The 21,013-nt window shown below is 71.8% G+C and carries 17 protein-coding genes; 4 read left to right on the top strand and 13 right to left on the bottom strand.

The genetic code is table 11. The features are described 5' to 3' along the window. Window positions 1–145: 145 nt before the first annotated feature. From EDM22_RS02890 to EDM22_RS02850, 9 genes are all read right to left on the bottom strand, one after another. Window positions 146–853: an RraA family protein gene (locus EDM22_RS02890; RefSeq protein WP_122935539.1), complete on the bottom strand. Its 708-nt coding sequence runs from the start codon at window positions 851–853 to the stop codon at window positions 146–148. Window positions 854–1,125: 272 nt separating this feature from the next. Continuing rightward, on the bottom strand, window positions 1,126–1,473 hold the full coding sequence (locus tag EDM22_RS02885; RefSeq protein WP_122935538.1) for a hypothetical protein: 348 nt from the start codon (window positions 1,471–1,473) through the stop codon (window positions 1,126–1,128). Window positions 1,474–1,857: 384 nt separating this feature from the next. Beyond that, a complete protein-coding gene (locus EDM22_RS02880) occupies window positions 1,858–3,621 on the bottom strand; it encodes a DUF5605 domain-containing protein (protein ID WP_122935537.1) in 1,764 nt (587 codons plus the stop codon). Between the two features lie 65 nt (window positions 3,622–3,686). Beyond that, window positions 3,687–5,189: a glycoside hydrolase family 43 protein gene (locus EDM22_RS02875; protein ID WP_122935536.1), complete on the bottom strand. Its 1,503-nt coding sequence runs from the start codon at window positions 5,187–5,189 to the stop codon at window positions 3,687–3,689. Next, window positions 5,186–7,666: a glycoside hydrolase family 3 protein gene (locus EDM22_RS02870; protein WP_122935535.1), complete on the bottom strand. Its 2,481-nt coding sequence runs from the start codon at window positions 7,664–7,666 to the stop codon at window positions 5,186–5,188. The genes EDM22_RS02875 and EDM22_RS02870 overlap by 4 nt, the downstream gene beginning before the upstream one ends. Next, window positions 7,663–8,502 carry an ATP-binding cassette domain-containing protein gene (locus tag EDM22_RS02865; protein ID WP_122935534.1) on the bottom strand — a complete coding sequence of 280 codons (840 nt, stop codon included), beginning with the start codon at window positions 8,500–8,502 and terminating at the stop codon, window positions 7,663–7,665. The genes EDM22_RS02870 and EDM22_RS02865 overlap by 4 nt, the downstream gene beginning before the upstream one ends. Beyond that, window positions 8,499–10,364 carry a dipeptide/oligopeptide/nickel ABC transporter permease/ATP-binding protein gene (locus tag EDM22_RS02860; RefSeq protein WP_122935533.1) on the bottom strand — a complete coding sequence of 622 codons (1,866 nt, stop codon included), beginning with the start codon at window positions 10,362–10,364 and terminating at the stop codon, window positions 8,499–8,501. Before EDM22_RS02860 ends, EDM22_RS02865 begins: the two co-directional genes overlap by 4 nt. Next, complete coding sequence (locus EDM22_RS02855; protein ID WP_122935532.1) at window positions 10,361–11,302, bottom strand: ABC transporter permease; 942 nt, start codon at window positions 11,300–11,302, stop codon at window positions 10,361–10,363. The genes EDM22_RS02860 and EDM22_RS02855 overlap by 4 nt, the downstream gene beginning before the upstream one ends. A 104-nt stretch (window positions 11,303–11,406) precedes the next feature. Then, window positions 11,407–12,945: an ABC transporter substrate-binding protein gene (locus EDM22_RS02850; RefSeq protein ID WP_122935531.1), complete on the bottom strand. Its 1,539-nt coding sequence runs from the start codon at window positions 12,943–12,945 to the stop codon at window positions 11,407–11,409. 242 nt (window positions 12,946–13,187) lie between these two features. On the opposite strand from EDM22_RS02850, the gene EDM22_RS02845 reads away from it, so the two are divergent. Together EDM22_RS02845 and EDM22_RS02840 are read left to right on the top strand one after the other, a co-directional pair. Beyond that, entirely contained in the window at window positions 13,188–13,916 is a 729-nt protein-coding gene (locus EDM22_RS02845) for a TetR/AcrR family transcriptional regulator (RefSeq protein ID WP_122935530.1), read from the top strand. 150 nt (window positions 13,917–14,066) lie between these two features. Next, window positions 14,067–15,677 carry a PxKF domain-containing protein gene (locus tag EDM22_RS02840; protein ID WP_138708008.1) on the top strand — a complete coding sequence of 537 codons (1,611 nt, stop codon included), beginning with the start codon at window positions 14,067–14,069 and terminating at the stop codon, window positions 15,675–15,677. 75 nt (window positions 15,678–15,752) lie between these two features. On the opposite strand, the gene EDM22_RS02835 is transcribed toward EDM22_RS02840, so the two are convergent. Beyond that, window positions 15,753–17,099, bottom strand: a complete 1,347-nt coding sequence (locus EDM22_RS02835; RefSeq protein WP_122935528.1) for a hypothetical protein — start codon at window positions 17,097–17,099, stop codon at window positions 15,753–15,755. Window positions 17,100–17,342: 243 nt separating this feature from the next. Here EDM22_RS02835 and EDM22_RS02830 point away from each other — a divergent pair, with 243 nt between their 5' ends. Then, entirely contained in the window at window positions 17,343–18,527 is a 1,185-nt protein-coding gene (locus EDM22_RS02830; protein ID WP_122935527.1) for a molybdopterin-dependent oxidoreductase, read from the top strand. After that, the gene (locus EDM22_RS02825) at window positions 18,524–19,030 is read left to right on the top strand and encodes a hypothetical protein (RefSeq protein ID WP_122935526.1); all 507 of its coding nucleotides are present in this window, start codon (window positions 18,524–18,526) and stop codon (window positions 19,028–19,030) included. The genes EDM22_RS02830 and EDM22_RS02825 overlap by 4 nt, the downstream gene beginning before the upstream one ends. Here EDM22_RS02825 and EDM22_RS02820 read toward each other — a convergent pair. Genes EDM22_RS02820 through EDM22_RS02810 form a run of 3 tightly spaced genes read right to left on the bottom strand, consistent with a single transcriptional unit; the run spans window position 18,952 to window position 21,007 of the window. Beyond that, a complete protein-coding gene (locus EDM22_RS02820; protein ID WP_212591875.1) occupies window positions 18,952–19,686 on the bottom strand; it encodes a class I SAM-dependent methyltransferase in 735 nt (244 codons plus the stop codon). The genes EDM22_RS02825 and EDM22_RS02820 overlap by 79 nt on opposite strands. Next, window positions 19,683–20,342 carry a TIGR04282 family arsenosugar biosynthesis glycosyltransferase gene (locus EDM22_RS02815; RefSeq protein ID WP_122935525.1) on the bottom strand — a complete coding sequence of 220 codons (660 nt, stop codon included), beginning with the start codon at window positions 20,340–20,342 and terminating at the stop codon, window positions 19,683–19,685. Before EDM22_RS02815 ends, EDM22_RS02820 begins: the two co-directional genes overlap by 4 nt. Beyond that, window positions 20,339–21,007, bottom strand: a complete 669-nt coding sequence (locus EDM22_RS02810; protein ID WP_122935524.1) for a glycosyltransferase family 2 protein — start codon at window positions 21,005–21,007, stop codon at window positions 20,339–20,341. Before EDM22_RS02810 ends, EDM22_RS02815 begins: the two co-directional genes overlap by 4 nt. Between the last annotated feature and the right edge of the window lie 6 nt (window positions 21,008–21,013).

Genomic DNA, 21,013 nt, shown 5'->3' with positions numbered 1-21,013 from the left:
GACGCCGGTGCGTACTCGATCGGAGCACGCGGTCCCGCATCCGTTTCGGCGACGATAGCCCGCGACCCGGTGCGGCCTCGACCCCTTGACAGGTATCCGCATGCGCGCCGACGCCTGCTCGCGGCATCCGCTCGACCGGACGCCGTCAGACCTCGATGGCGCCGCCGCGCTCCTGCAGGTACCGGCGCAGGGTGAGCTCGGGATCGGCCGCCTGGCGCTCGCGGTACCCCGCGAAGTCGAGTTGCTCGCGCAGGCTGGAGCCCGCCCGCATCCGCTCGGCCTGGGCGGTCTCGACGCGCTGGATGTCGCGCGCGAGGTCGACGACGGGGTCGACGTGGTCGGATGCGACGACGAGCACCCCGTCGTCGTCGGCGAACACGTGATCGGCGTCGCTCACCGCGACACCGTCGAGGAAGGCGCTCGACATCCGGCGTCCGGCGGGCGGGATCCTGCGGGGTCCGTACGGATTCGCGCCGAGGCTGAACACGGGCAGGCCGATCTCGCGCAGCTGCGCGGTGTCGCGATGCAGCCCCCACACGATCATCGCCGCGAGGCCGGCGCGCTCCGCTTCCAGCACCATGAGGTCGCCGACGCAGGCCTCGTCGAGGCGTCCGCCGTTGTCGATCACGAGGATGTCGCCGGGCGACGCGTCGTCGATCGTCTCGAGCAGCACGTCGACGCTGCCCAGGTGGGTCACCGGGCGCGCGGGCCCCGCGACGGGCGGACACGGCAGCAGCGATCGCAGCGACACGGGCGCGAGCCGGGCGTCGACGCCGAGGCGCAGGGCGGCGTCGGCGACCGCCGCGGTGGGCGGGACGGAGGCGGGGACGGGGACGGGGACGGGGGCATTCATGGCGACCTCCGGGTGCTCGAGTTCGAGTGTGCCATCGGTGACCGGGCGGGCGGCACGGCCAATGCCTGCTCGGTGGCCTTGCGCCGAGCCCGCCCGCTCGCTCGCCAGACCAGTCAAGCTCTCCGGTTGCGAGCGGTTCGTATTCGGCCATCCGTCGTGTGAACACCGCCTCATGTGAGGCGTCGTTCACATGAGCCATGGAGACGAACACTCCCGGCGAGCACCGCACATCAGCGCTCAGCCCTCGGCCCTCGGCGTTCAGCCGTCAGTCGTCAGCCCTCGTCGATGAGCTCGAGGAGCTTCTTCGCCTCGTCGCGGATGTCGTCGTGGTCGAACTGGCCGGCGCGGCTCTCGAGCGAGATCACCGCGCAGCGGTGCACCTTCGAGAAGTCGCCGAACGGGAACTTGTAGTGGCCCTTCGTCTCGCGGTCCATGTCGTCGTCGACGCCGAGGTGCCACTTGGAGTACTCGCCCCAGCCGTGCTCGTCGACGAAGGCGTTCTCGTCGTCGGCGCTCGGCGCGTCCTCGCTCCAGTCGTCGCGCTCGTCGCGTACGACCTTCCCGTCGCGCACGAGCGAGCGGGCGTGCCGGAGTCCGGTCTGGTTGAGCTTCACGGTCATGACGTGTCCTTTCCGTGACGATCGGGCGCGGCGCTCGCGCCCGATCTCCGGTCTACGAGGGCAGCTCGCCGGCGTCAACGGGGTTGCACAGCGCTCGACCCGGTGCATCGAGACCGGGTCGAACGTGCGGTTCCTCCACCACAGGCGCACGTTCGACCCGGACTCGATCCCCCGGCGCATGCCGCCACCGCCCGCCCTCGAGTAGCGAGCGCCGGCGAGCGTATCGAGGCCCGCGTCGCCCCGCCGGTCGAGTAGCGAGCGCCGGCGAGCGTATCGAGGCCCGGGGACCCGGCCGCCGGATGGTCTCGATACGGCGCTGCGCGCCTACTCGACCGACGCTGCACCGCTGCGCGCCTACTCGACCGACGCTGCACCGCTGCGCGCCTACTCGACCGACGGCGTCACCCGCCGCGCCCGTACCGCCATGTACTGCCGCGCGGGCAGCTCCACGCGCACGGCCCCGCGGTGCACGCCCGGCACGGGCTCCACCGTCATGTTCCACGTGTCGATCACGTCGATCTCGAACGAACCGTCGGGCAGCACGATGCTGCGGAAGCTCGGCCGGTTGAACCCGAAGTACGCGATGAGGTACTCGCCGGCGACGCCGCCCCACGGCACGTCCCAGTCCGACGGGAGCGGGTCGAGCACGCCGCCGGGCGCCTCGGCGACGATGCCGTCGAGGAATCCCATGCGCGCCGGGCTCGTGCCGATGAGCTCGCCGCCCTTCGACCACCACAGCTCCTCGCGGTCGTTGAGGTAGGTTTCGCCGTGGGCGACGTAGCCGCCGCGCACCGCGCCCTCCCAGCAGCGCCGAACGAGCTCCTCGCCCGTGAGGTTGCCCCAGCCCTGGTCGATGTCGCCCTCGTAGCCCACCTCGTCGATGACCACGGGCTTGCCGTACTGGCTGCGCCACGCGTCGGTGTTCTCGGCGGTGCGGTAGACGTCGATGCGCTGCGCGCTCACGTGCGTGATCCACGGGCGGGTCTGATCGTAGAAGCCGTGGCAGTTGTGGATGGAGCGAAGGTGCCCGTGCGGGTCCTCCTCCTCGATGATCGCCGCGATGCGCTCCCAGTCGGCGGTGGTCTTCGCCCACACGAGGTCGTACTCGTTGGCGAGCGCCCACCACACGTTGGCGGATGCCGCCAGCCGGCGCACGACGTACCGGATGAGCCGGTCGTCGACCGCCGGTCCGAGGTCGGCGAACCCCCAGCGGTCGTACGCGTGGAAGAGGATCAGGTCGGCCTCGATCCCGAGCCCCGCGAGCTCGGCGACGCGCCCCTCGAGCTCATGGAAGTATGCGGGATCGAACCGCGCGAGGTCGAAGCCGTCGGCGAGCGAGCCGGGGAACGGGAACCGCTCGGGCTCGTTCGCGTTGTAGAGGTACGACTTCGGGAAGAGGCACATGCGCATCTTGTTGAACGGCGACTCCGCGAGCGCCCCGAGCGTGCGCTGCTGCAGCTCCTCGGGTTGGTGCGTCCACGCGTACGCGGTCGTGCCGACCGGTCGGTAGCGGGTGCCGTCGGCGTGTGCGAAGTGCAGTCCGTCGACCCGCACGGGACCATGGCTTCCGGATGCCGCGGGGCCGACCTGCACCGCGCCCGACAGTCCGTCGAGCGAGCGCGCCGTCGACGTCGTCTCGAAGTGCCACTCCCCCTCGCGCTCGGCGAGGAACCGGATGCGGTACGTGCCGTCGCCGTCGTAGAACCCGCCGATGTGGAAGGCGCGGTCGCCGTGCGTGACGCGAGCGCCCAGCTCGACGTCGACGAACGGGTTGCCGTGACTCGGCCCGTCGAACCGCAGCTCGACGACGCCCCAGCGCTCGACCGGCACCGACGGCATTGTGACACGGGCGGACGCACGGGTCACGTCGTCGCCCTCGTACGCCGGGTCGGGCGCGATCGCCGGGGAGTACTCGCGGGGCGTGACCTCGCCGTCACCGGGCACCTCGGCGAGCGCCGCCCAGAACCTGTCCTGCTCCGCCTCGTCCTCGCGCAGCGCGGGCGAGATCGCGATGAGCTGCCCCAGCCGGGCACCGCGGAACTGGCCGGCCATGGGCGAGGCCGCGATGCCCGGCAGGAACGTCTCGAGCACCGCACGGGCGGCGTCGTCGTCGAGGGCATCGCCGAACGTGGAGGAGCGGTCGAACATCAGGTGCCTTTCGATGGGGTTGCGTCAGTGCCGGAACGGTCGCCGGGCGCTCGGTCGCCGGGCGCTCAGTCGTCGGATCCCTCGTACTCGAAGCGATCGACGGCGATCTCGCCCTCGCGGGCGAACAGCCCGATCACGCGACCGGTGAACGACTCGGCGACCTCGGAGGAGAGGTAGCGGCCGTCGAGCTCGAGGAGCACCGTGCGCTCCCCGTCGACGGTGGCGGCGAGCTCGACGACGTCGGAGGTGCGGGCCTCGAACGAGTCGCCCTCGGGACGACGGCTGCGCACCTCGAGCTCGAGCGTCGTGGCGGTCAGCGGCAGCTCGGCGGTGCGCTCGAAGCCGGGGATGGCGCCGCGGGCGACGATCCGACCCGCGCCGGCGGCGATCGAGTAGTGGAACTTCTCGTCGTACCGCACCGCGAGCCCGCCGACGCCGTTCGCGACGTCGACGGCGATCGTGGCGCGCGCCGTCTGGTGCTGCTGGCGTCGCCCGAGGAACACGGGAATGAGGTCGTCGAGCGTCGAGCCGTCGGCGCGCAGCACGACCGAGCCGGCGCGCGCGCCGAGGTCGGCGACCGACGCGGGCGTGCGGCGCACCGACATCCACTCGGGGCCGAGCTCGCTGCCGTCGAACTCCTCGCGGAGCGTCACGACGCCCGGCCGCGGCGTCAGCTGCACCGGCTCGAACGCCGGCCAGCCGTCGTCGCCCCACGTGACCGTGGTCACGTAGGTCTCGCGGCCCAGCGCCGAGAACGCGCGGGTCATGCTGCGCGGACGCACGCCCAGCAGCACGAGCAGCCACTCGCCGTCGGGGCCCTGCACGAGGTCGCCATGGCCGGTGTTCTGGATCGGCCGGTCGGTGCCGCGTGCCGTGAGCAGCGGGTTGCCCGGCGCGTTCTCGAACGGGCCCTCGGGGCTCGTCGAGCGCGCGACGCTCACGCTGTGGCCGCGCTCGGTGCCGCCCTCGGCGATGACGAGGTACCACCAGTCGCCGATCCGGTAGAGATGCGGCGCCTCGGGGAACTGGCCCCCGACGCCCGACCAGATGCTGCGCGGCTCCTCGAGCGCGCGCCCGGTCTCGAGGTCGACGCGCGCCTGCAGCAGGCCGCGGTGCTTCATGAACGTCGGCAGCTCCGGGTTCACGCCGAGCCCCGAGAAGGTCAGGTAGGCGTTGCCGTCCTCATCCCACACCAGGTCGGGGTCGATGCCGTCGATGCCGTCGAACACGACGCCGTCGCTCCACGGGCCCGCCGGGTCCTCCGCCGTGAAGTGCAGGGTGCCGCGGCCGAACGCGTCGGTGATGACGACGTGGAACACCCCGTCGCGGTGCCTGATGGTCGGCGCCCACGCACCGCCCGCCGTGGGGACCTTCTCGACGTCGAACTGGCCCGCGCGGGTCGCGACGCTGCCGATGAGGGTCCACGTCACGAAGTCGCGGGAGTGGTAGATCGGCACGCCCGGCAGGTACTCGAAGGTCGACGTGGCGAGGTAGAAGTCGTCGCCGACCCGCACGACGCTCGGGTCGGGGTTGAAGCCCGGGATGAGCGGGTTCGGGTAGCCGGTCATGCTGCCACCACCGCGGGGGTCGCGTAGGTGGCGGCGAGCGAGAGGTCGGCCACCGAGCTGCCCGCGAGGAGCGCGAACTCGCCCGGTTCGACCTGCCAGCCTCCGTCGGCCCAGTGCGCGAAGCGGCGGGCGGCCACGGGCACCTCGGCGACCACGGTCTCACCCGCCTCGGCGCGCACGACCGCGAAGCCGACGAGCCACCGCACCGGGCGCTCCACGGCGGAGTCCGCGCGCTCGGCGTAGACCTGCACGACGTGCTTGCCGGCGCGATCGCCCGAGTTCGTCACGGTCACGCGCACCACGGCATCGCCCGCGTCGGATGCTTCGGCGCCGGCGCTCGCGGCATCCGCCACCTCGATCGCGTCGAACGACCACGTCGTGTAGCCGAGCCCGAACCCGAAGGGGTACGCAGGGCTGCGGTCGGCGCGGAGCCAGGCGCGGTAGCCCACGTGGATGCCCTCGGTGTACTCGAGACGGCCCTCGTGCGGGGTGACGTCGCGCACGGGCACGTCGTCGAGGCTCGCCGGCCAGGAGGTGGGCAGGCGACCGCCGGGCTCGGCGACGCCGAACAGCACGTCGGCGATGGCCTGGCCGAACTCCTGGCCGCCGAACCACCCGAGGAGCACGGCGGCGACGTCGTCGCGCCACGGGAGCAGCACGGGCGAGCCGGAGTTGACGACGACGACCGTGCGCGGGTTCACCGCGGCGACGGCGCGCACGAGCTCGTCCTGCCGGCCGGGCAGGTCGAGGTTCTCGCGGTCGTAGCCCTCGGACTCGACCTTCGAGTTGGTGCCCACGACGACCACGGCGACCTCGGCCGCGCGGGCCGCCTCCACCGCGCGGGCGATGAGCCCGTCGGGGTCGGTGTCGTCGAGCGCGATGCCGAAGGTGACGCTGAGGGCGCCGTCGAGCGCGCTCTGCGCCGAGCCCATCTCGAACACGGCGCGCACGTCGAGCGGCACGCCCGCCTCGACGTGCACGGGCGCGGTGGCCGACGGCGGCGCGAGGAACGCGGCGCCGAGGTCGGTGCCGGTGATCACGGGCTGGTCGTCGACCACGAGCACACCGTCGACGTAGACGCGACCGTGCTTGGCGGTGGCGAAGCCGAGCAGGATCTCGCCGGTCTCCTCGGGCACGAACGTCGTGTGCAGCTCGACCGTGGCGGATGCCGCGATCGGGGCGTCGCCGCCGAACCACACGAGCGCCGTCGAGCGGCGGTCCTCGCTGAACAGGTCGACGCCGTCGGCGTCGCGGAACGTGACGACGAGGCCGGGCTCGCCCGTGCGGGGGTTGGTGAGCCGCTCGAGCGGGATCTCGGCGACGCCCTCCTGCACGACGGCGCCGAGCTCGTAGACCACCTCGGCGTGCGGCAGCGCCGCGCGGATGCCGTCGATGGGCGTGATGACGTGGTCGGGCAGCACGGTGGCGCTGCCGCCGCCCTGGGTGCGCGCGTGCAGGGCGTTGTGCCCGATCACGGCGACCTTCGAGAGCGACGACGGCTGCCACGGCAGCTCGCCGGCGTTCTTCACGAGCACCGAGCCCTCGATCGCGGCCTCGCGCACGAACGCGCGGCCGTCGATCGCGTCGGGCGTCACGGCGGTGGCGCCCTCGAGCGCGCCGACCCGCTCGGCGAGCAGCAGCAGGCGCAGCACCTTGCGGTCGAGGTCGGCCTCGTCGAGTCGTCCGTCGCGCACGGCCTCGGCGAGGTCGGCCCAGGCGGGGGCGGGGCCGGGCATCGCGAGGTCCTGCGCGGCGGGCACCGAGCCGAGGCTGCGCACGGCGGTCCAGTCGGAGATCACGACGCCGTCGAACCCCCACTCGGAGTTGAGGGGCGTCTCGAGCAGGTCGTTCTCGGTCATGGTCACGCCGTCGACGGAGTTGTAGGCGCTCATGATCGCCCACGCGCCGGAGTCGACGGTGCGCTCGAACGGCAGCAGGTAGAGCTCGCGCAAGGCGCGCTCGTCGACCTGCACGTCGACGGTGAAGCGGTCGGTCTCGGAGTCGTTCGCCACGTAGTGCTTGGGCGTGGCGGCGACGCCGTTGCGCTGCAGCCCCTCGACGTAGGCGGCGCCGAGCTCGCCCGAGAGCCACGGGTCCTCGCTGAAGCACTCGAAGTGCCGGCCGCCGAGCGGCGAGCGGTGCAGGTTGATGGTCGGGCCGAGCACGACATCCACTCCCTTGCGACGGGCCTCGGATGCCGCGGCCGCGCCGTAGCGGTCGGCGAGGTCGGTGTCCCACGACGCCGCGAGGGCCGTGCCCGACGGCATGTTGAGCGACGGGTCCCGCTCGTCCCACACGGGACCGCGCACTCCGGCGGGCCCGTCGGACAGGGTCATCGCGCGCAGGCCGATCTGCGGCAGCGGCACGGTGGTCCAGAAGTCGGCGCCCTGCACGAGGGCGGCCTTGTCCTCGAGGCTCAGCTGCGCGAGCAGGGGCCGGAGGTGGTCGGTGGGGTCGGTGCGGTGCGTCATCGTCATCCTTCGACGGTCGTGGTCATGAGGGCGCGGCGCGCGACGCGCCGCTCCTCCTGCTGGTCGGGGTCGGGCACGGGCGCGGCCATGAAGAGGCGCTGGGTGTACGGATGCTGCGGGCGCGCCGTCACCTGGTCGCCCTCGCCCGACTCCACGATCTCGCCGTGGTACATCACGGCCACGCGGTGGCTGATGTGCCGCACGACCGCGAGGTCGTGGGAGATGAAGAGGTAGGCGACGCCCGTGCGCTCCTGGATCTCGATGAAGAGGTCGAGCACGCGGGCCTGGGTCGAGAGGTCGAGCGCCGAGACGGGCTCGTCGCACACGATGAGCTTCGGGTCGAGGGCGAGCGCCCGGGCGATGGCGACGCGCTGGCGCTGGCCGCCCGAGAACTCGCGCGGCAGGCGCGACCGGGCGTCGACCGGGAGGCCGACCTGCTCGAGCAGCGTGGCGACGCGCTGCCTGGCCTCGCCGGAGGCGACACCCCGCACCGTCAGCGGTTCGATGAGGATCTGCTCGATCGTCATCGACGGGTTGAGCGACGAGTACGGGTCCTGGAAGACGACCTGGATCTCGGAGCTGAGCGCCCGCCGCTGGCTGCGCGACAGGTGGCCGATCTCCTTGCCGTCGTACGTGATCGACCCGCCGGTGACGGGCGCGAGCCCGAGCACCGCGCGACCGAGCGTGGTCTTGCCCGAACCGGACTCCCCCACCAGGCCGACGGTCTCGCCGGGCTGGATGTCGATCGAGACGCCCTTGAGCGCCTGGAACGGCTTGGCGCGGAATCCCTTGCCGGGGTATTCGACGACGAGGTCCGTGACCTCGAGCAGCGGTGCGCTCATCGCGCACCTCCCTTCGTGAGGAGCGTGCCGAGCGGGGGCCGCGCGGGGCCCTCGTCGAGGATGGCGCCGAGGAGCGACCGGGTGTACGGATGCTCCGCATGCCCGAAGATCGCGCGCACCGGTCCGGTCTCGACGATGAGGCCCTGCTGCATGACCGAGACCCGGTCGCAGAGGTCGGCGACGACGCCGAAGTTGTGGGTGACGAGGAGGAGCGCCATGTGCCGCTCGGCCTGGAGGTCCCGCAGCAGGTCGAGGACCTCGGCCTGCACCGTGACGTCGAGGGCCGTGGTGGGCTCGTCGGCGATGATCAGGTCGGGATCGGTCGAGACCGCCCCGGCGATGAGCACGCGCTGGGCCATGCCGCCCGAGACCTCGTGCGGGTATGCGGCGAAGGTGCGCTTCGGGTTCGGGATGCCGACTCGCTCGAGGAGCGAGAGCGCCTTGTCGGTCGCATCCTTCTTGCTGAGCCCGAGGCTCTTCCGCAGCGGCTCGACGAGCTGGCTGCCGATCGTGAACGAGGGGTCGAGGTTCGACATCGGCTCCTGCGGGATGTAGCCGATGCGACGGCCGCGGATCGCCGTGTAGTCCTTCTCGGACGCCTGGTCGAGCCGCACGCCTTCGAAGTCGATCGAGCCGCCGGTGATGTGGCCGCCCCGGGGCAGCAGACCCAGCACGGCGAACGCGGTCTGGGTCTTGCCCGACCCCGACTCGCCGATGAGCCCGTGCACCTCGCCCTTGCGGATGTCGAGCGACACGCCGTGCACCACCTCGAGGGTGCTGCCGTCGTCCTGCCCGTAGCCCACGTGCAGGTCGCGGACCTGGAGGATCGTGTCGCCGGCCCGCGCGGCGGCGCGCACGTCGTCGTCGTGGCGGATGACGGGGGCGGACGCGGCATCCACGTCGAGCGACCCGGTGACCGCACCGATCGACGTGGTCACCGCGGCGATCGAGCCCGTGGCGGTGGCGACCGCGCGACGACGACGGCGGCGCACGAGCACCGTGCGTTCGAGGGCATCGCGCATGACGTTGGCGAGCAGCGTCAGGGCGATCGACGTGATGCCGATCGCGAGGGCGGGCCACAGCATGAGCAGCGGCTCCTTGTAGATGTTCGCGAATCCGTCGCTGAGCATCCCACCCCAGGTGGGCACCGACGTGTCGCCGAGGCCCAGGAACTCGAGGCCCGACTGGATCGCGATGGCGATCCCCGCGATGATCGCCGACTGGATGATGATGGGCGCGCGCACGACCGAGAGGATGTGTCGCGAGATGATGCGCCCGTCGCCGAGGCCGGACACCTTGGCGGCGTCGACGTAGAGCTCGGACCGCACCGCGGTGACGGCGGCGTAGACGAGCCGGTAGTAGGCGGGGGCGAGCAGGATGCCGAAGGTGAACATCGCGATCCACACCGACGGGCCGACCACGGCCCGAACGGCGAGCAGCACCACGATGCCGGGCAGCGCCATCACGAGCGACGTGAACCATGCCGACACGGAGTCGAACCAGCCCTTGAAGTAGCCGGCGATGAGGCCCGAGATCACGCCGATCAGGAGGGCCGTCACGAGGGCGAGGAGTGCCGCGACGACGCTCACCTGGGTGGCGACGAGCAGCCGCGAGAGCACGTCCCGGCCGGCGCTGTCGGCGCCGAGCGGGTGTGCTGCGCTCGGCGGGGCGAGCACGAGCTGCAGCGATGCCTTGTTGGGGTCGTACGGCGCGATGTACGGGCCGATGACGGCGATGATGCCGACGACGATGAGGATCCCGAGCGAGACGACGCCGATCGGCCGGCGCACGATGCGCCGCATGAGCGAGGTCTTGACCGGCGGGGTCGGGATGTTCGTGGGGAGGTCCACTGCGGTGGTCATGACAGTCTCACCTTCGGGTTGAGTGCCGCCTGCGCGAGGTCGATGAGGAGGTTCACCACGATGACGATGATCGCGAAGATGATCACCACGCCCATGACGACGGGGATGTCGCCCGAGCTCGTGGCCTGCACGGACAGCTGGCCCATGCCGGGGAGCGCGAAGATCTGCTCGACGATGACGGCGCCCGAGAGGAGGCCGACGAACTGCACGGCGAGCACCGCGAGCGCCGGACCGCCGGCGTTGCGCAGCACGTGCTTGTAGACGACGCGATTGGTGCTGAGTCCGCGGCTGCGGAGCGTGCGCACGTAGTCGCGGGAGAGGGCGTCGAGCACCGAGCCGCGCACCTGCTGGGCGACCGACGCGATCGCGCCGATCGCGAGGGCGATGATCGGCAGCGTCACCGAGGCGACCCAGCCGCTCGGGGAGGTCGCGAACGGCGTGTACCCGGTGGCCTTGAACCAGCCGAGGTTGATCGCGAACACGAGCACGAGCACGAGGGCGATGAGGAAGCCCGGGATGGCGAAGCCGATGACCGCGACGAACTGCACGACGGCGTCGATCCAGCCGCCGCGGCGTGCGGCGAGCACACCGAGCACGACCGAGACGATCGCGGCGACGATCGTGGTGCCGATGACGAGCGAGAGCGTCACCGCGAGGCGGCTCGAGAGGCTCGCGGACACGAGCTGGCCGGTGAACCACGAGCGGCCGAAGTCGCCCGTCAGAGCCGAGGTGAGCCAGTCGAAGTACTGGGTGAGGAGCGGCCGATCGAGGCCGAGCTCGGCGGCCTTCTGCGCGACGACGTCCTGGCTGGCGTTCTGGCCGAGGATGCGGCGGGCGATGTCACCGCCGCTCAGGTAGAGGAGGGTGTACGCGACGAACGAGATCACGAACAGCATCACGATGCCGGAGGCGATGCGCCGCAGCACGAATGGAAGCATGGTGGACTCCGTGGTGGTGGAACGGTTCCGGGACGGCCGGCTGGTGCGCGACCGGGTGTGGGGCCCGGCCCGCCGCGGTCATCCGCGACGGGCCGGGAGTCGACTCAGCCCTTGGGCTGGATGTCGTAGATCGCCGGGTAGGCGTTGGTCGGCATCATCGTGACCGATGTGTTCGCGTCCGACGGGAAGCTGCCCTGCACGCGGTAGAACGGTGCGAACCAGGCCTGCTCGACGAGGTACTTGTTGAGCTCCTTGACCGTCTCGTCCTGCGTCGCCTCGTCACCGCTCTGGATCGTGACGATCATCTCGTCGACCTTGGGGTCGGCGTAGTGGAACGGGTTGAAGATGGCGTTCGGGGCGATCATGAACTGGATGAGCTGCCAGTCGGGGTTCTGCTCGAGTGCCATGAAGGACGCGGGGAACTTCGGCGCGAGCAGGTCGGCGATGAAGTTGTTGCCCGGGTCGGTGTACTCGGCGGTGATGCCCACGTCGGCGAGCTGCTGCGCGATCAGCGTGAACGTGTTCGCGCCGAGCAGCGGGGTGCTGGGCATCGCGATCGTCAGCCCGTCGCCGTAGCCGGCCTCCTTGAGGAGTTCCTTGGCCTTCTCGGGGTCGTACGAGTAGGTGTCGTCGAGCGAGGCGTCGAAGGCGGCGCTCGTCTCGGGGAAGACCTGCTCGGTGACGGTGCCGTGGTCGTTCTGCAGCGCGCTCAGCAGCGCAGGGCGGTCGAAGGCGTAGTTGATGGCCTGGCGCACGCGGACGTCGGCGAGCGCCGGGTTCATCGTGCCGGCACGGTCGAGCAGCAGCAGGCCCTGGAAGTCGAGCTCGTTGGAGTTGACGGTCCAGCCGGCGCCCTCGACCTCGGCCAGGTTGTCGTTGGTGGCGAGCTTGATGGCGTTGACCTCGCCGGCCTTGATGGCGTTGAGCGCCGCCGTCGGGTCGCCGAGCACGTTGATCACGAGGTTGTCGTAGTGCTGCAGGTCGGGGTTCCAGTAGTCGGGGTTCTTCGTGTACGTGTAGCTCGTACCGGTGACGGTCGCCTCGGTGTCGAGCACGTACGGGCCGGACCCGACCGGGTCGGTCGCGAGCGACTCGGGGTCGGCGAGCGCCTCGCCGCTGGCGATGAGGCCCGGGTCGCGGGTGAGGTAGTTGAGCATCGCCGGGTCGGGCGCGGTGAGCGTGATGACCACGGTGGTGTCGTCGGGCGCCTCGATCGAGGCGATGCCCGCGAAGTAGCCGGCGTCGGGCGAGGTGCCCGACTTGAACCGCTCGAGGTTCTGCTTCACGACATCGGCGGTGAGCTTCGAGCCGTCGGTGAAGGTGACGTCGTCGCGGATGGTGAGCGTGAGCACGGTGTTCGTCTCGTCGTACGCGTAGGCCGAGGCGAGGAACGGCTCGATCGTGCCCTCCGACGTCGCGAGCAGGAGCGTGTCGTACACGGCCTGGTAGAACGGCGCACGGTTGCCCCACTCGGAGCCGGCTACGTCGTACGTGGTGGGCGCGGCGATCGCGCCGAGCGTCAGGGTGCCTCCACCAGCGGTGGATCCCGCGCTGTCAGCCGCGCAGCCGGTGAGCGCGAGCGCTGCCGTTGCTGCTGCGGCGACGATCGCGGCGGCTGCTGTGGCCTTCCTCCATCGGAGCATCTTCGGTCCTCTTGATCAAGGGCGATACCACTGCGGATCGCCTCGTGGGATGGAAGCTAGCACGAATTCCAAGTGCACACTAGGTTTTCACGGAAGAATTTCTAATGATCACTAGGTTTTTGTTTCAGCGGGTGCCACGATGGAAAGAGGACGCCGCAGCATCCGCCCGAAACGGAGACCTCCGTCCGGTGCGGTGCGGCCACCGACTAGGCTCGACGGCGAATCCACGGGAGGTGAGAGGGATGACCGACACGACCGATGCGACGCCGGATGCGGCGCCGAAGCCGCGCGGCCGAGGGCGCCCCCGGGGCGCCTACGCCAAGACCCGCAAGACCCGCGAGGCGATCCTCGAAGCCGCGCTCGCCGTCTTCGCCAAGGGCGGCTACCGCTCGGGGTCGATCCGCGAGATCGCCGAGGCCGTGGGCATGAGCGAGGCCGGTCTCCTCCACCACTTCCCGACCAAGAGCGCGCTCCTGGCCGAGGTGCTCGACCTGCGCGACCAGCACTCGCTCGAGCTGGCCCCCATCGACGGCCCCGACCCCCTGCAGACGCTGCGCGGACTCGTCGAGCTCGCGCGCTACAACGCCTCCGTGCCCGGCGTCGTCGAGCTCTACTGCACGCTGTCGGCAGAGGCCACGACGCCCGACCACCCCGCGCACGACTACTTCGTGCGCCGTTACCGCTTCACGGTCGGAAGCCTCGCGAACACCTTCGGGCGTGCCGCCGAGCGCGGGGCGCTGCGGCCCGGGGTCAGCCCCGACAGCGCGGCGCGCGCGACCGTGGCCATGATGGACGGCCTGCAGGTGCAGTGGCTCCTCGACCGCGACAGCGTCGACATGGCCGAGGAGCTCGAGGTCTACCTCCGCGGCATCGTCGACCTCGACGCCGACCCGGGCGAGCCGAGTTCGCCGGCGGACTCGGCCACGGTCCCGACTGAGATCCAGCCCGCAGCCTCCGTCGCGATGGACTGAAGCGGGCGGCCCAGTCGCGAGTCCGGATCGCCCGGCCACCCGGACGTCTGGCACTCATACGGGGGCTCACCCCGCCCTGACGCAACCCCGTACGGTGAGGACTCACCGTGTGCATGCACACGAATCAAATGGTCCGATGGGGGAATGCTGATGAAGCGCTGGGGAATGTCGATAGCTGGAGCGGCCACAGCGGCCGCCCTGATCCTGGGCGGGGGCGGCATTGCGTATGCGGACAGCCTCTTCCTCACTGACGAGCTCGACGTGGAGGTGAGCTCGATCGACTTCGGACCGATCGCGTGCGGTGAACAGGACACCGCGACCGTGAGCCTCGCAGCGAAGCGCAACGGCAATGTGAACTCGGGCAACGTCTTCGCGAACTCGAGCACCGTCACCTTCTCGGTGCTCCCGACGACGGGCGACGCGGGCGCCGTCGCCACCCAGCCTGCGCCCTCGACGGCGGCGCTTCCCGGGAACTGGGTGGCCAGCAACAACATCTTCAGCACTCCGTCGGACTCCGAGATCACCGTGGGGGGCTCGGTGGAGGGCACCTACACCTCGAAGGTCACGTACAAGGTGGCCGGCACCAACACCTCGAGCGCTGCGTTCTCGACCACGAAGGACGTCACCGTGTCGTGGGAGATCGTCGACTGCGAGGTGGTGGTGCCCGATGAGACCGTCCCGGTCGTTGTGGTCACCTGTCCCACCGAGGAGGTGCTGCGCGGATCGACGGCGTACGCCACGTGGGTCGCTACCGACGAGGTGGGCGGGTCCGGCATCGCGGAGCCGTCGAGCGGCTCCATCGAGCTGGACACGTCGAGTTACGGCGCAGCGACCGCCACCGCACCGGTCGGAACAGCGAAGGACATCGCCGGGAACGAGTCCGCGGAAGCCACGTGCGCCTACTTCGTGACCGAGAAGACGCCGCCGGTGGTCGTGCTCACGTGCCCTGACGAGGACGTGCTGCTGGGCTCGAGCGCAGAGGCGACATGGGTGGCGACCGACGAGGCCGGCGGGTCCGGCATCGCCGAGCCCTCCAGCGGGTCCATCGATTTGGACACGTCGAGCTACGGCCCTGCCACCGCGACGGCCCCGGCCGGCACAGCGAAGGACCTCGCCGGCAATGGATCGGCAGAGGTGACGTGCGAGTACTTCGTGACGGAGAACACCCCGCCGGTCGTCGACCTCGTGTGCCCGACCTCGCCGCTGATCCTCGGATCCAGCGCAGTCGCCGAGTGGACCGCCTACGACCCGTCACCGGGATCTGGCATCGCCGACGATTCCCCGTCGAGCGGATCGGTGGCGCTCGCGACGAGCAGCGTCGGAAGCAAGACGGCGACGGTGCCGGCCGGGACGGTGTGGGATGCGGCCGGCAACGAATCCATTGCTGATTCCTGCACCTACTCGGTGATCTACGATTTCGCCGGGTTCTTCCGGCCGGTCGACATGGGCAACGTGGTGAACTCGGCGAAGGCCGGCAGCGCGGTGCCGATCAAGTTCGGCCTCGACGGAGATCAGGGCCTCGACATCCTGGCCGCTGGCTCACCGACGATCACGTTCACGTCCTGCAACGCGAGCGCGACGATCGACGCGATCGAGACGACGATCACCGCGGGCGGCAGCAGCCTGAGCTACGACCCGGTCGCGGGCCAGTACGTCTACGTCTGGAAGACCGAGAAGTCGTGGGCGGGCAAGTGCGGCACCTTCGCACTGAAGCTCAACGATGGGACGACGCATTCCGCGCTGTTCAAGTTCCTGAAGTGACCTGACGGATGCCGCGTGCAGTCGCCCGAGACGAGCGGCTCGCACGCGGCATCCGCAGCACCGGCACGACGGAGGTCACCATCCGGTGGCGAGCAGGTGCTGCACGAGGAGCGCGAAGCCGAGCTGTCCGGCGAACCCGGCGCGGCGCCAACGCTCGGGCAGCAGCGCCGTGCCGAGCAGCAGCCACGGCACGAACGGCAGCCAGATGCGCTCCACCTCCGCCTTGCTCATCTGCGAGAGGTCGGCGAGCAGTACCGTGAGCACGGCCGCGAGGGCGAGCAGCACGATCACGCGCTCGCCGGCCTCGAGACGTCGCAGTCGGATGCCGCGCTGCAGCGCCATCGCGACCGCCGGGCCGACCATGGGTCCCGCACTCACGGCCAGCGCCGCGAGGTCGCCCCACACCCAGTACGCCGCCGGCCGCCGGCTCGCGATGCCGTCCCAGTAGCGGTCGACGAGCACGGGGTACGCCTCCCACCAGGCGAACCCGAGGGCGGCGAACGCGAGCACGACGGCGAGCGCTGCCCCGACCGCCCACGGCAGCGGCTGCCACGTGCGCGCGATGAGCAGCACGGCGAGCGCGAGGATCCCGAGCAACGGAAGTCCGTAGGACAACATCACGCAGTACCCGAGCAGCAGGCCCGCCGCGACTCCCCAGGCGGCCGTCGCCCCTCGCGTTCCCGCGGTCGCCGAATACCCGAGGGCGCACAGGCCCCACGCGGCGAACGCGGCGAACATGCCGTCTGCCGACACCGCCATCCAGATCGCCGCCGAGCCCATCACGAGGAACGGCGCCGCCCGGCGCGCCCACTCCTCGGCGTCGAGCCGGCGCAGCAGCAGCAGCACGGCGACGGGCGTCGTGGCCCCGACGAGGAGCACCACGAATCCCGCGGCGAGGCCGCTGCCGAGCCCGAGTTGCACGAGCACGACGAAGAAGAGCAGGGCGCCCGGCGGATGCCCGGCGAGGTGCACGGGCCAGTTGTGGGGCGCGTCGAGGGGGATCCGCGAGACGTACTCGCGCAGGGTGGCCGGGAAGTCGGTGACGGCCCGTGCCGTCTCCAGGTACTCGTAGGGCGTATCGAGGATGACGCCGATGCCGTCGAGCCCGTCGACCGTCGCGAGGCTCGCAAGCCATGCGGCACCGACGACGCAACTCCCCGCCAGGAGCCACCGCCAGCGCGCGCGGGCGGCGACGTCCACTCCGTACACGGCGGCGCACACGGCGAGCGCGACGGCCGGCAGCGTTCCCGGCCCGACGCGCGGCAGCCACTCGGCATGCAGCGGCGGGAACGACCGCACGTGCACGTTCCAGCCGAGGAGCGGCGGCAGGGCGACGGCGAGCACGATGAGCGCGACGGCCACGCCGAGCCCGATCGCCGGCGCACGCGTGCGCTCGCGCGCGGTGTCGGTCTCGACGTTCATGCCGCTCCTCGTGGCTGGGTCGGTGCGCGGGCGCGGGACGGGCGCGAGTCGACCGTGCCGGCCTGCGGGAGGCCCGCTGTTGCGAGACTACGGACGAGGATGCCGCAGCGGAGCCCGTGAAACCTTACGGAACGCGAACGGCGGCGGTCGCGACATCCGCCCGTCGCGGCCCCGGGGCCGCCCGTTCGCGAACCGTAAGGACTGGCGGCTGCATCGTCGGGTGCCGAGTGCTCGACTGGACTCATGGCCGACCTCACCGCACGCGTCTCGGCGCGGCTCGCCGCCCGGCTCGAGCCCGGCGTGCGGCGCGCGCGCGACGCGGCCGCCGACCCCGTGAAGTCCGAGCGCTCGGCCGTCGTCATCGGCCGGCTGCTCGCCGCGGCGTTCCTCGTGTGCTTCGCCACGGGGCTCTACAGCCACCTGCTCCAGGACCCGTTGCCGTGGATTCCGCTGCCGACGCGACCCGCCGAGCTCTACCGGTTCACGCAGGGCCTGCACGTGATCTCGGGTATCGCGTCGGTGCCCCTGCTGCTCGGGAAGCTCTGGACGGTCTATCCCGCGCTCTTCACGTGGCCGCCCGTTCGCTCGCTCCCGAACCTGCTCGAGCGCGTGTCGATCGCGGTGCTCGTCGGCGTCTCGCTCGTCGAGGTGACGATCGGCCTGCTCAACATCGTGCAGTGGTACCCGTTCCCGTTCTCGTTCCGCTCGACGCACTTCGCGCTCGCCTGGATCGCGATCGGCAGCCTGGCGATCCACATCGGCGTCAAGCTTCCCGTGATCGCGCGGCTCTGGCGGCGGCCGGCCCGCGACGATCCGGATGCCGCGGGGCGCTTCGTCTCGCGCCGAGCCTTCGTCGGCGGGGTCACCGCCGCCACCGCCTCCGCCGTGCTGCTCACCGCCGGGCAGTCGGTCGACGCGCTCTCCCCGTTCAACGTGTTCGCACCCCGCCGCATGGGCGTGGGCCCGCAGGGGCTGCCGGTCAATCGCACTGCCGCGCAGGCAGGCGTGACCGAGACCGCGGTCGCGCCGGGCTGGTCGCTCGAGCTCGTCACGCCGGCCGGCTCGCGAGCGTTCTCGCTCGAGGAGCTGCGACGGATGCCGCAGGCCGACGTCGTGCTGCCGATCGCGTGCGTGGAGGGCTGGAGCCAGTCGGCCTCGTGGCGCGGCGTGCGCCTCGTCGACCTGCTGGCGGAGGTGGGGGCCGAGCCGACGACGCCGCTCGTGTTCACGAGCCTCCAGACGCGTGGGAGCTTCGCTCGCACCGAGATGCCGCCCGAGTACGCCCGGGATCCGCTCACCCTCATCGCACTCGAGCTCAACGGTTCGGTGCTGCACGTCGACCACGGCTACCCCGCCCGCGTGATCGCACCCGGCCGGCCGGGGGTCATGCAGACGAAGTGGCTGCGATCGATCGAGGTGGCGGCATGAGCGCGGCGCGCGGCATCCTGATCGGCCTCGGCCTGGGGCTCGTGGGCGCCGGCGGCTTCGTGCTGCTGACGGAGGTGCCGCCCGACCGCTACCTCGGCATCGTGGTGTGGGTGGGCGCCGCGATCGTCGTGCACGACGCGGTGATCGCGCCGATCGCGGTCGCGATCGGGCTGGGGGCGGCGCGAGCCCGGGGGCGGGTGGGCCGGCGCGGCATCGCGGTGGCACAGGGGGCGCTGCTCGTCGGCGCGATCCTCACCGCGATCGCGTTGCCCGCGATCATCGCGTCGACACGCGGCAATCCGAACCCGACGATCCTGGTGGGCTCGTACGCGTGGTCGCTCGCGCTGGCATGGGCGGTGCTCGCCACCGTCGCGGCCGTCGCCCTGTGGCGGTCGGGAGCGTCGGCGCGGACGGTCGGCTCCCCTCAGGGGGCCGGCGCCGCCGCCGACACCGGAACCGAGTCGGCCACGGACGACGGCACGGGCACCGCTCGCACGAAGTGACGTCCCGACGCCACCCAGTGGGCGGCGATAGCGAGGCCTGCCCGCCGGGCGACCGCTTCGACGGCGACCCATCCGATGCGCGCCCAGGGGAACGGCTCGCTCTCGTTGCCGTCGTCGTCGACCACCGTGCAGAGCGAGCGGACCTCGAGCGCGGGGTCCGCCTCGACCTCGACGACGATCGAGCCAAGCGGCGCGAGCAGCGCACGGCAGCGACGCAGGAGCGCCTCGGGGTCGCCGCCGATGCCGACGTTGCCGTCCATGAGCAGCACCCGCTGCCAGCGCCCCTCGAGGGGGACCCGACCGAACACGGAACGCAGCAGGGCGAGGCTCCCGTCGACGCGCGTGCGGGCGACGGCGTGCGGAGCGATGTCGATTCCGAGCGCCGGGATCGAGCGGGCCGCGGCCGCACGCACCATCCGCCCCGGCCCGCAGCCGACGTCGAGCGTCGGTCCGGTCGCGCCGTCGAGCACGGTGAGGTCGGCGGCCGTCGCCGAGCGCACCCAGCTGCCGACGTCGAGGCGGTACGGCCCGTGCGCACCGTCGACGCTGCGGAGCGACAGCGTCCCGCGGTCGTTCGCGAGCGCCCTGCCGTAGGGCTCGCCGCGCCCGGCGCCGAAGGCCCCGCCGTCGATGCCGTCGACGGTGGACGTGCTCATGCCGGCCGCCCCGCCCCGAGGCGACGGAACTCGTGCGCGAACCGCGAGCTCGGCGCGATGGCTGCGACGAGGGATGCGTCGTCCGCGGTGTCGATGTCCGTGAGCACCGGCAGCGCGCCCACCGCAAGTCCCTCGGCCTCCAAGCGGCGGCGCTGCAGCGCGCCCGTGTCGGCCCGGGACATCGGCACCCCGCGGATGACGTCGCCACGCGGCTCGCGCATGCCGAGCGCCCAGAAGCCGCCATCGGCAGCCGGCCCGAACCAGCAGTCGACTGCGCTGCTCGTGGCGTCCGAGCGAGGAGCGGCGAGCCCCACCAACGCCGGCGCGACGTCCGTCGTGGTGAGCTGCGGCGTATCCATGCCCACGAGCAGGGCCGGCTCCGCGAGCACGTCGAAGAGGTGCGCGAGCCGGGCGTCGAGCCCGCCGTCGGCCTGCGGCAACAGCTCGAATCCGAGGTCGCGTGCCAGCGCGGGCACGCGGGTCCCGGCGAAGTAGAGCAGGCGCCGTGCGACCGGCAGGTCGCCGACCGCCGCGAGGGTGTCGTCGAGGCTCGCGGCCGCGAGGTGGGCCGCCTCGACGGGGGAGAACGGCGGCGTGAGCCGGGTCTTGACCCGCCCGGGTCGGCACTCCTTCGCGATGACGACCACCGTGGTCATCGTTCGACCTCCGCGAAGACCCGCGACATGTCGGCGACGGCGGTGACGGTGCCGCGCACCGTGCCCGTGACCTTCGACCGCCCCGCGCGCGGGGCGTAGGCGACGTCGACCTCCCGGATGGCCCAACCGGCGGTCGCGGCGCGCAGCACCATCTCGAGCGGGAAGCCGCTGCGCCGGTCGCGCAGGCGGAGCGAACGCAGTTCGGCGGTGCGGGCCAGGCGCATCGGTCCGAGGTCGTGCAGGCGCACGCCCGTGCGGCGCGACATCCGTGCGGCGAGCACCCGGTTGGCGAGGCGGGCGTGCACCGGCCACGCACGGCGGCTCGTCGGGCGGCGACGTCCGAGCACGAGATCGGCTTCACCGCCCTCGACGAGCGCGAGCAGGCGCGGAAGCTCGGCGGGGTCGAGCGATGCGTCGGCGTCGCAGAACGCGACGTACGCGGCATCCGCCGCCTCGAGGCCGGCGTTGGCCGCGGCGCCGAAGCCGCGGCGGGGTTCGGTCACGACGCGGGCGCCGTGCTCCCGAGCGATCGCCGCAGAGCGGTCGGTGGAGCCGTTGTCGACGACGATCGCGCGCACGCCTGCGGGCAGGCGTGCGAGCACCCACGGCAGCGCATGCTCCTCGTCGAGGCACGGGAGCACGAGGTCGACGCGGGCAGCGGTCATGGTCCG

It is taken from the genome of Agromyces tardus, from assembly GCF_003710805.1.
GTDB lineage: Bacteria > Actinomycetota > Actinomycetes > Actinomycetales > Microbacteriaceae > Agromyces > Agromyces tardus.
This window is presented reverse-complemented; position numbering and strand designations above follow the sequence as displayed.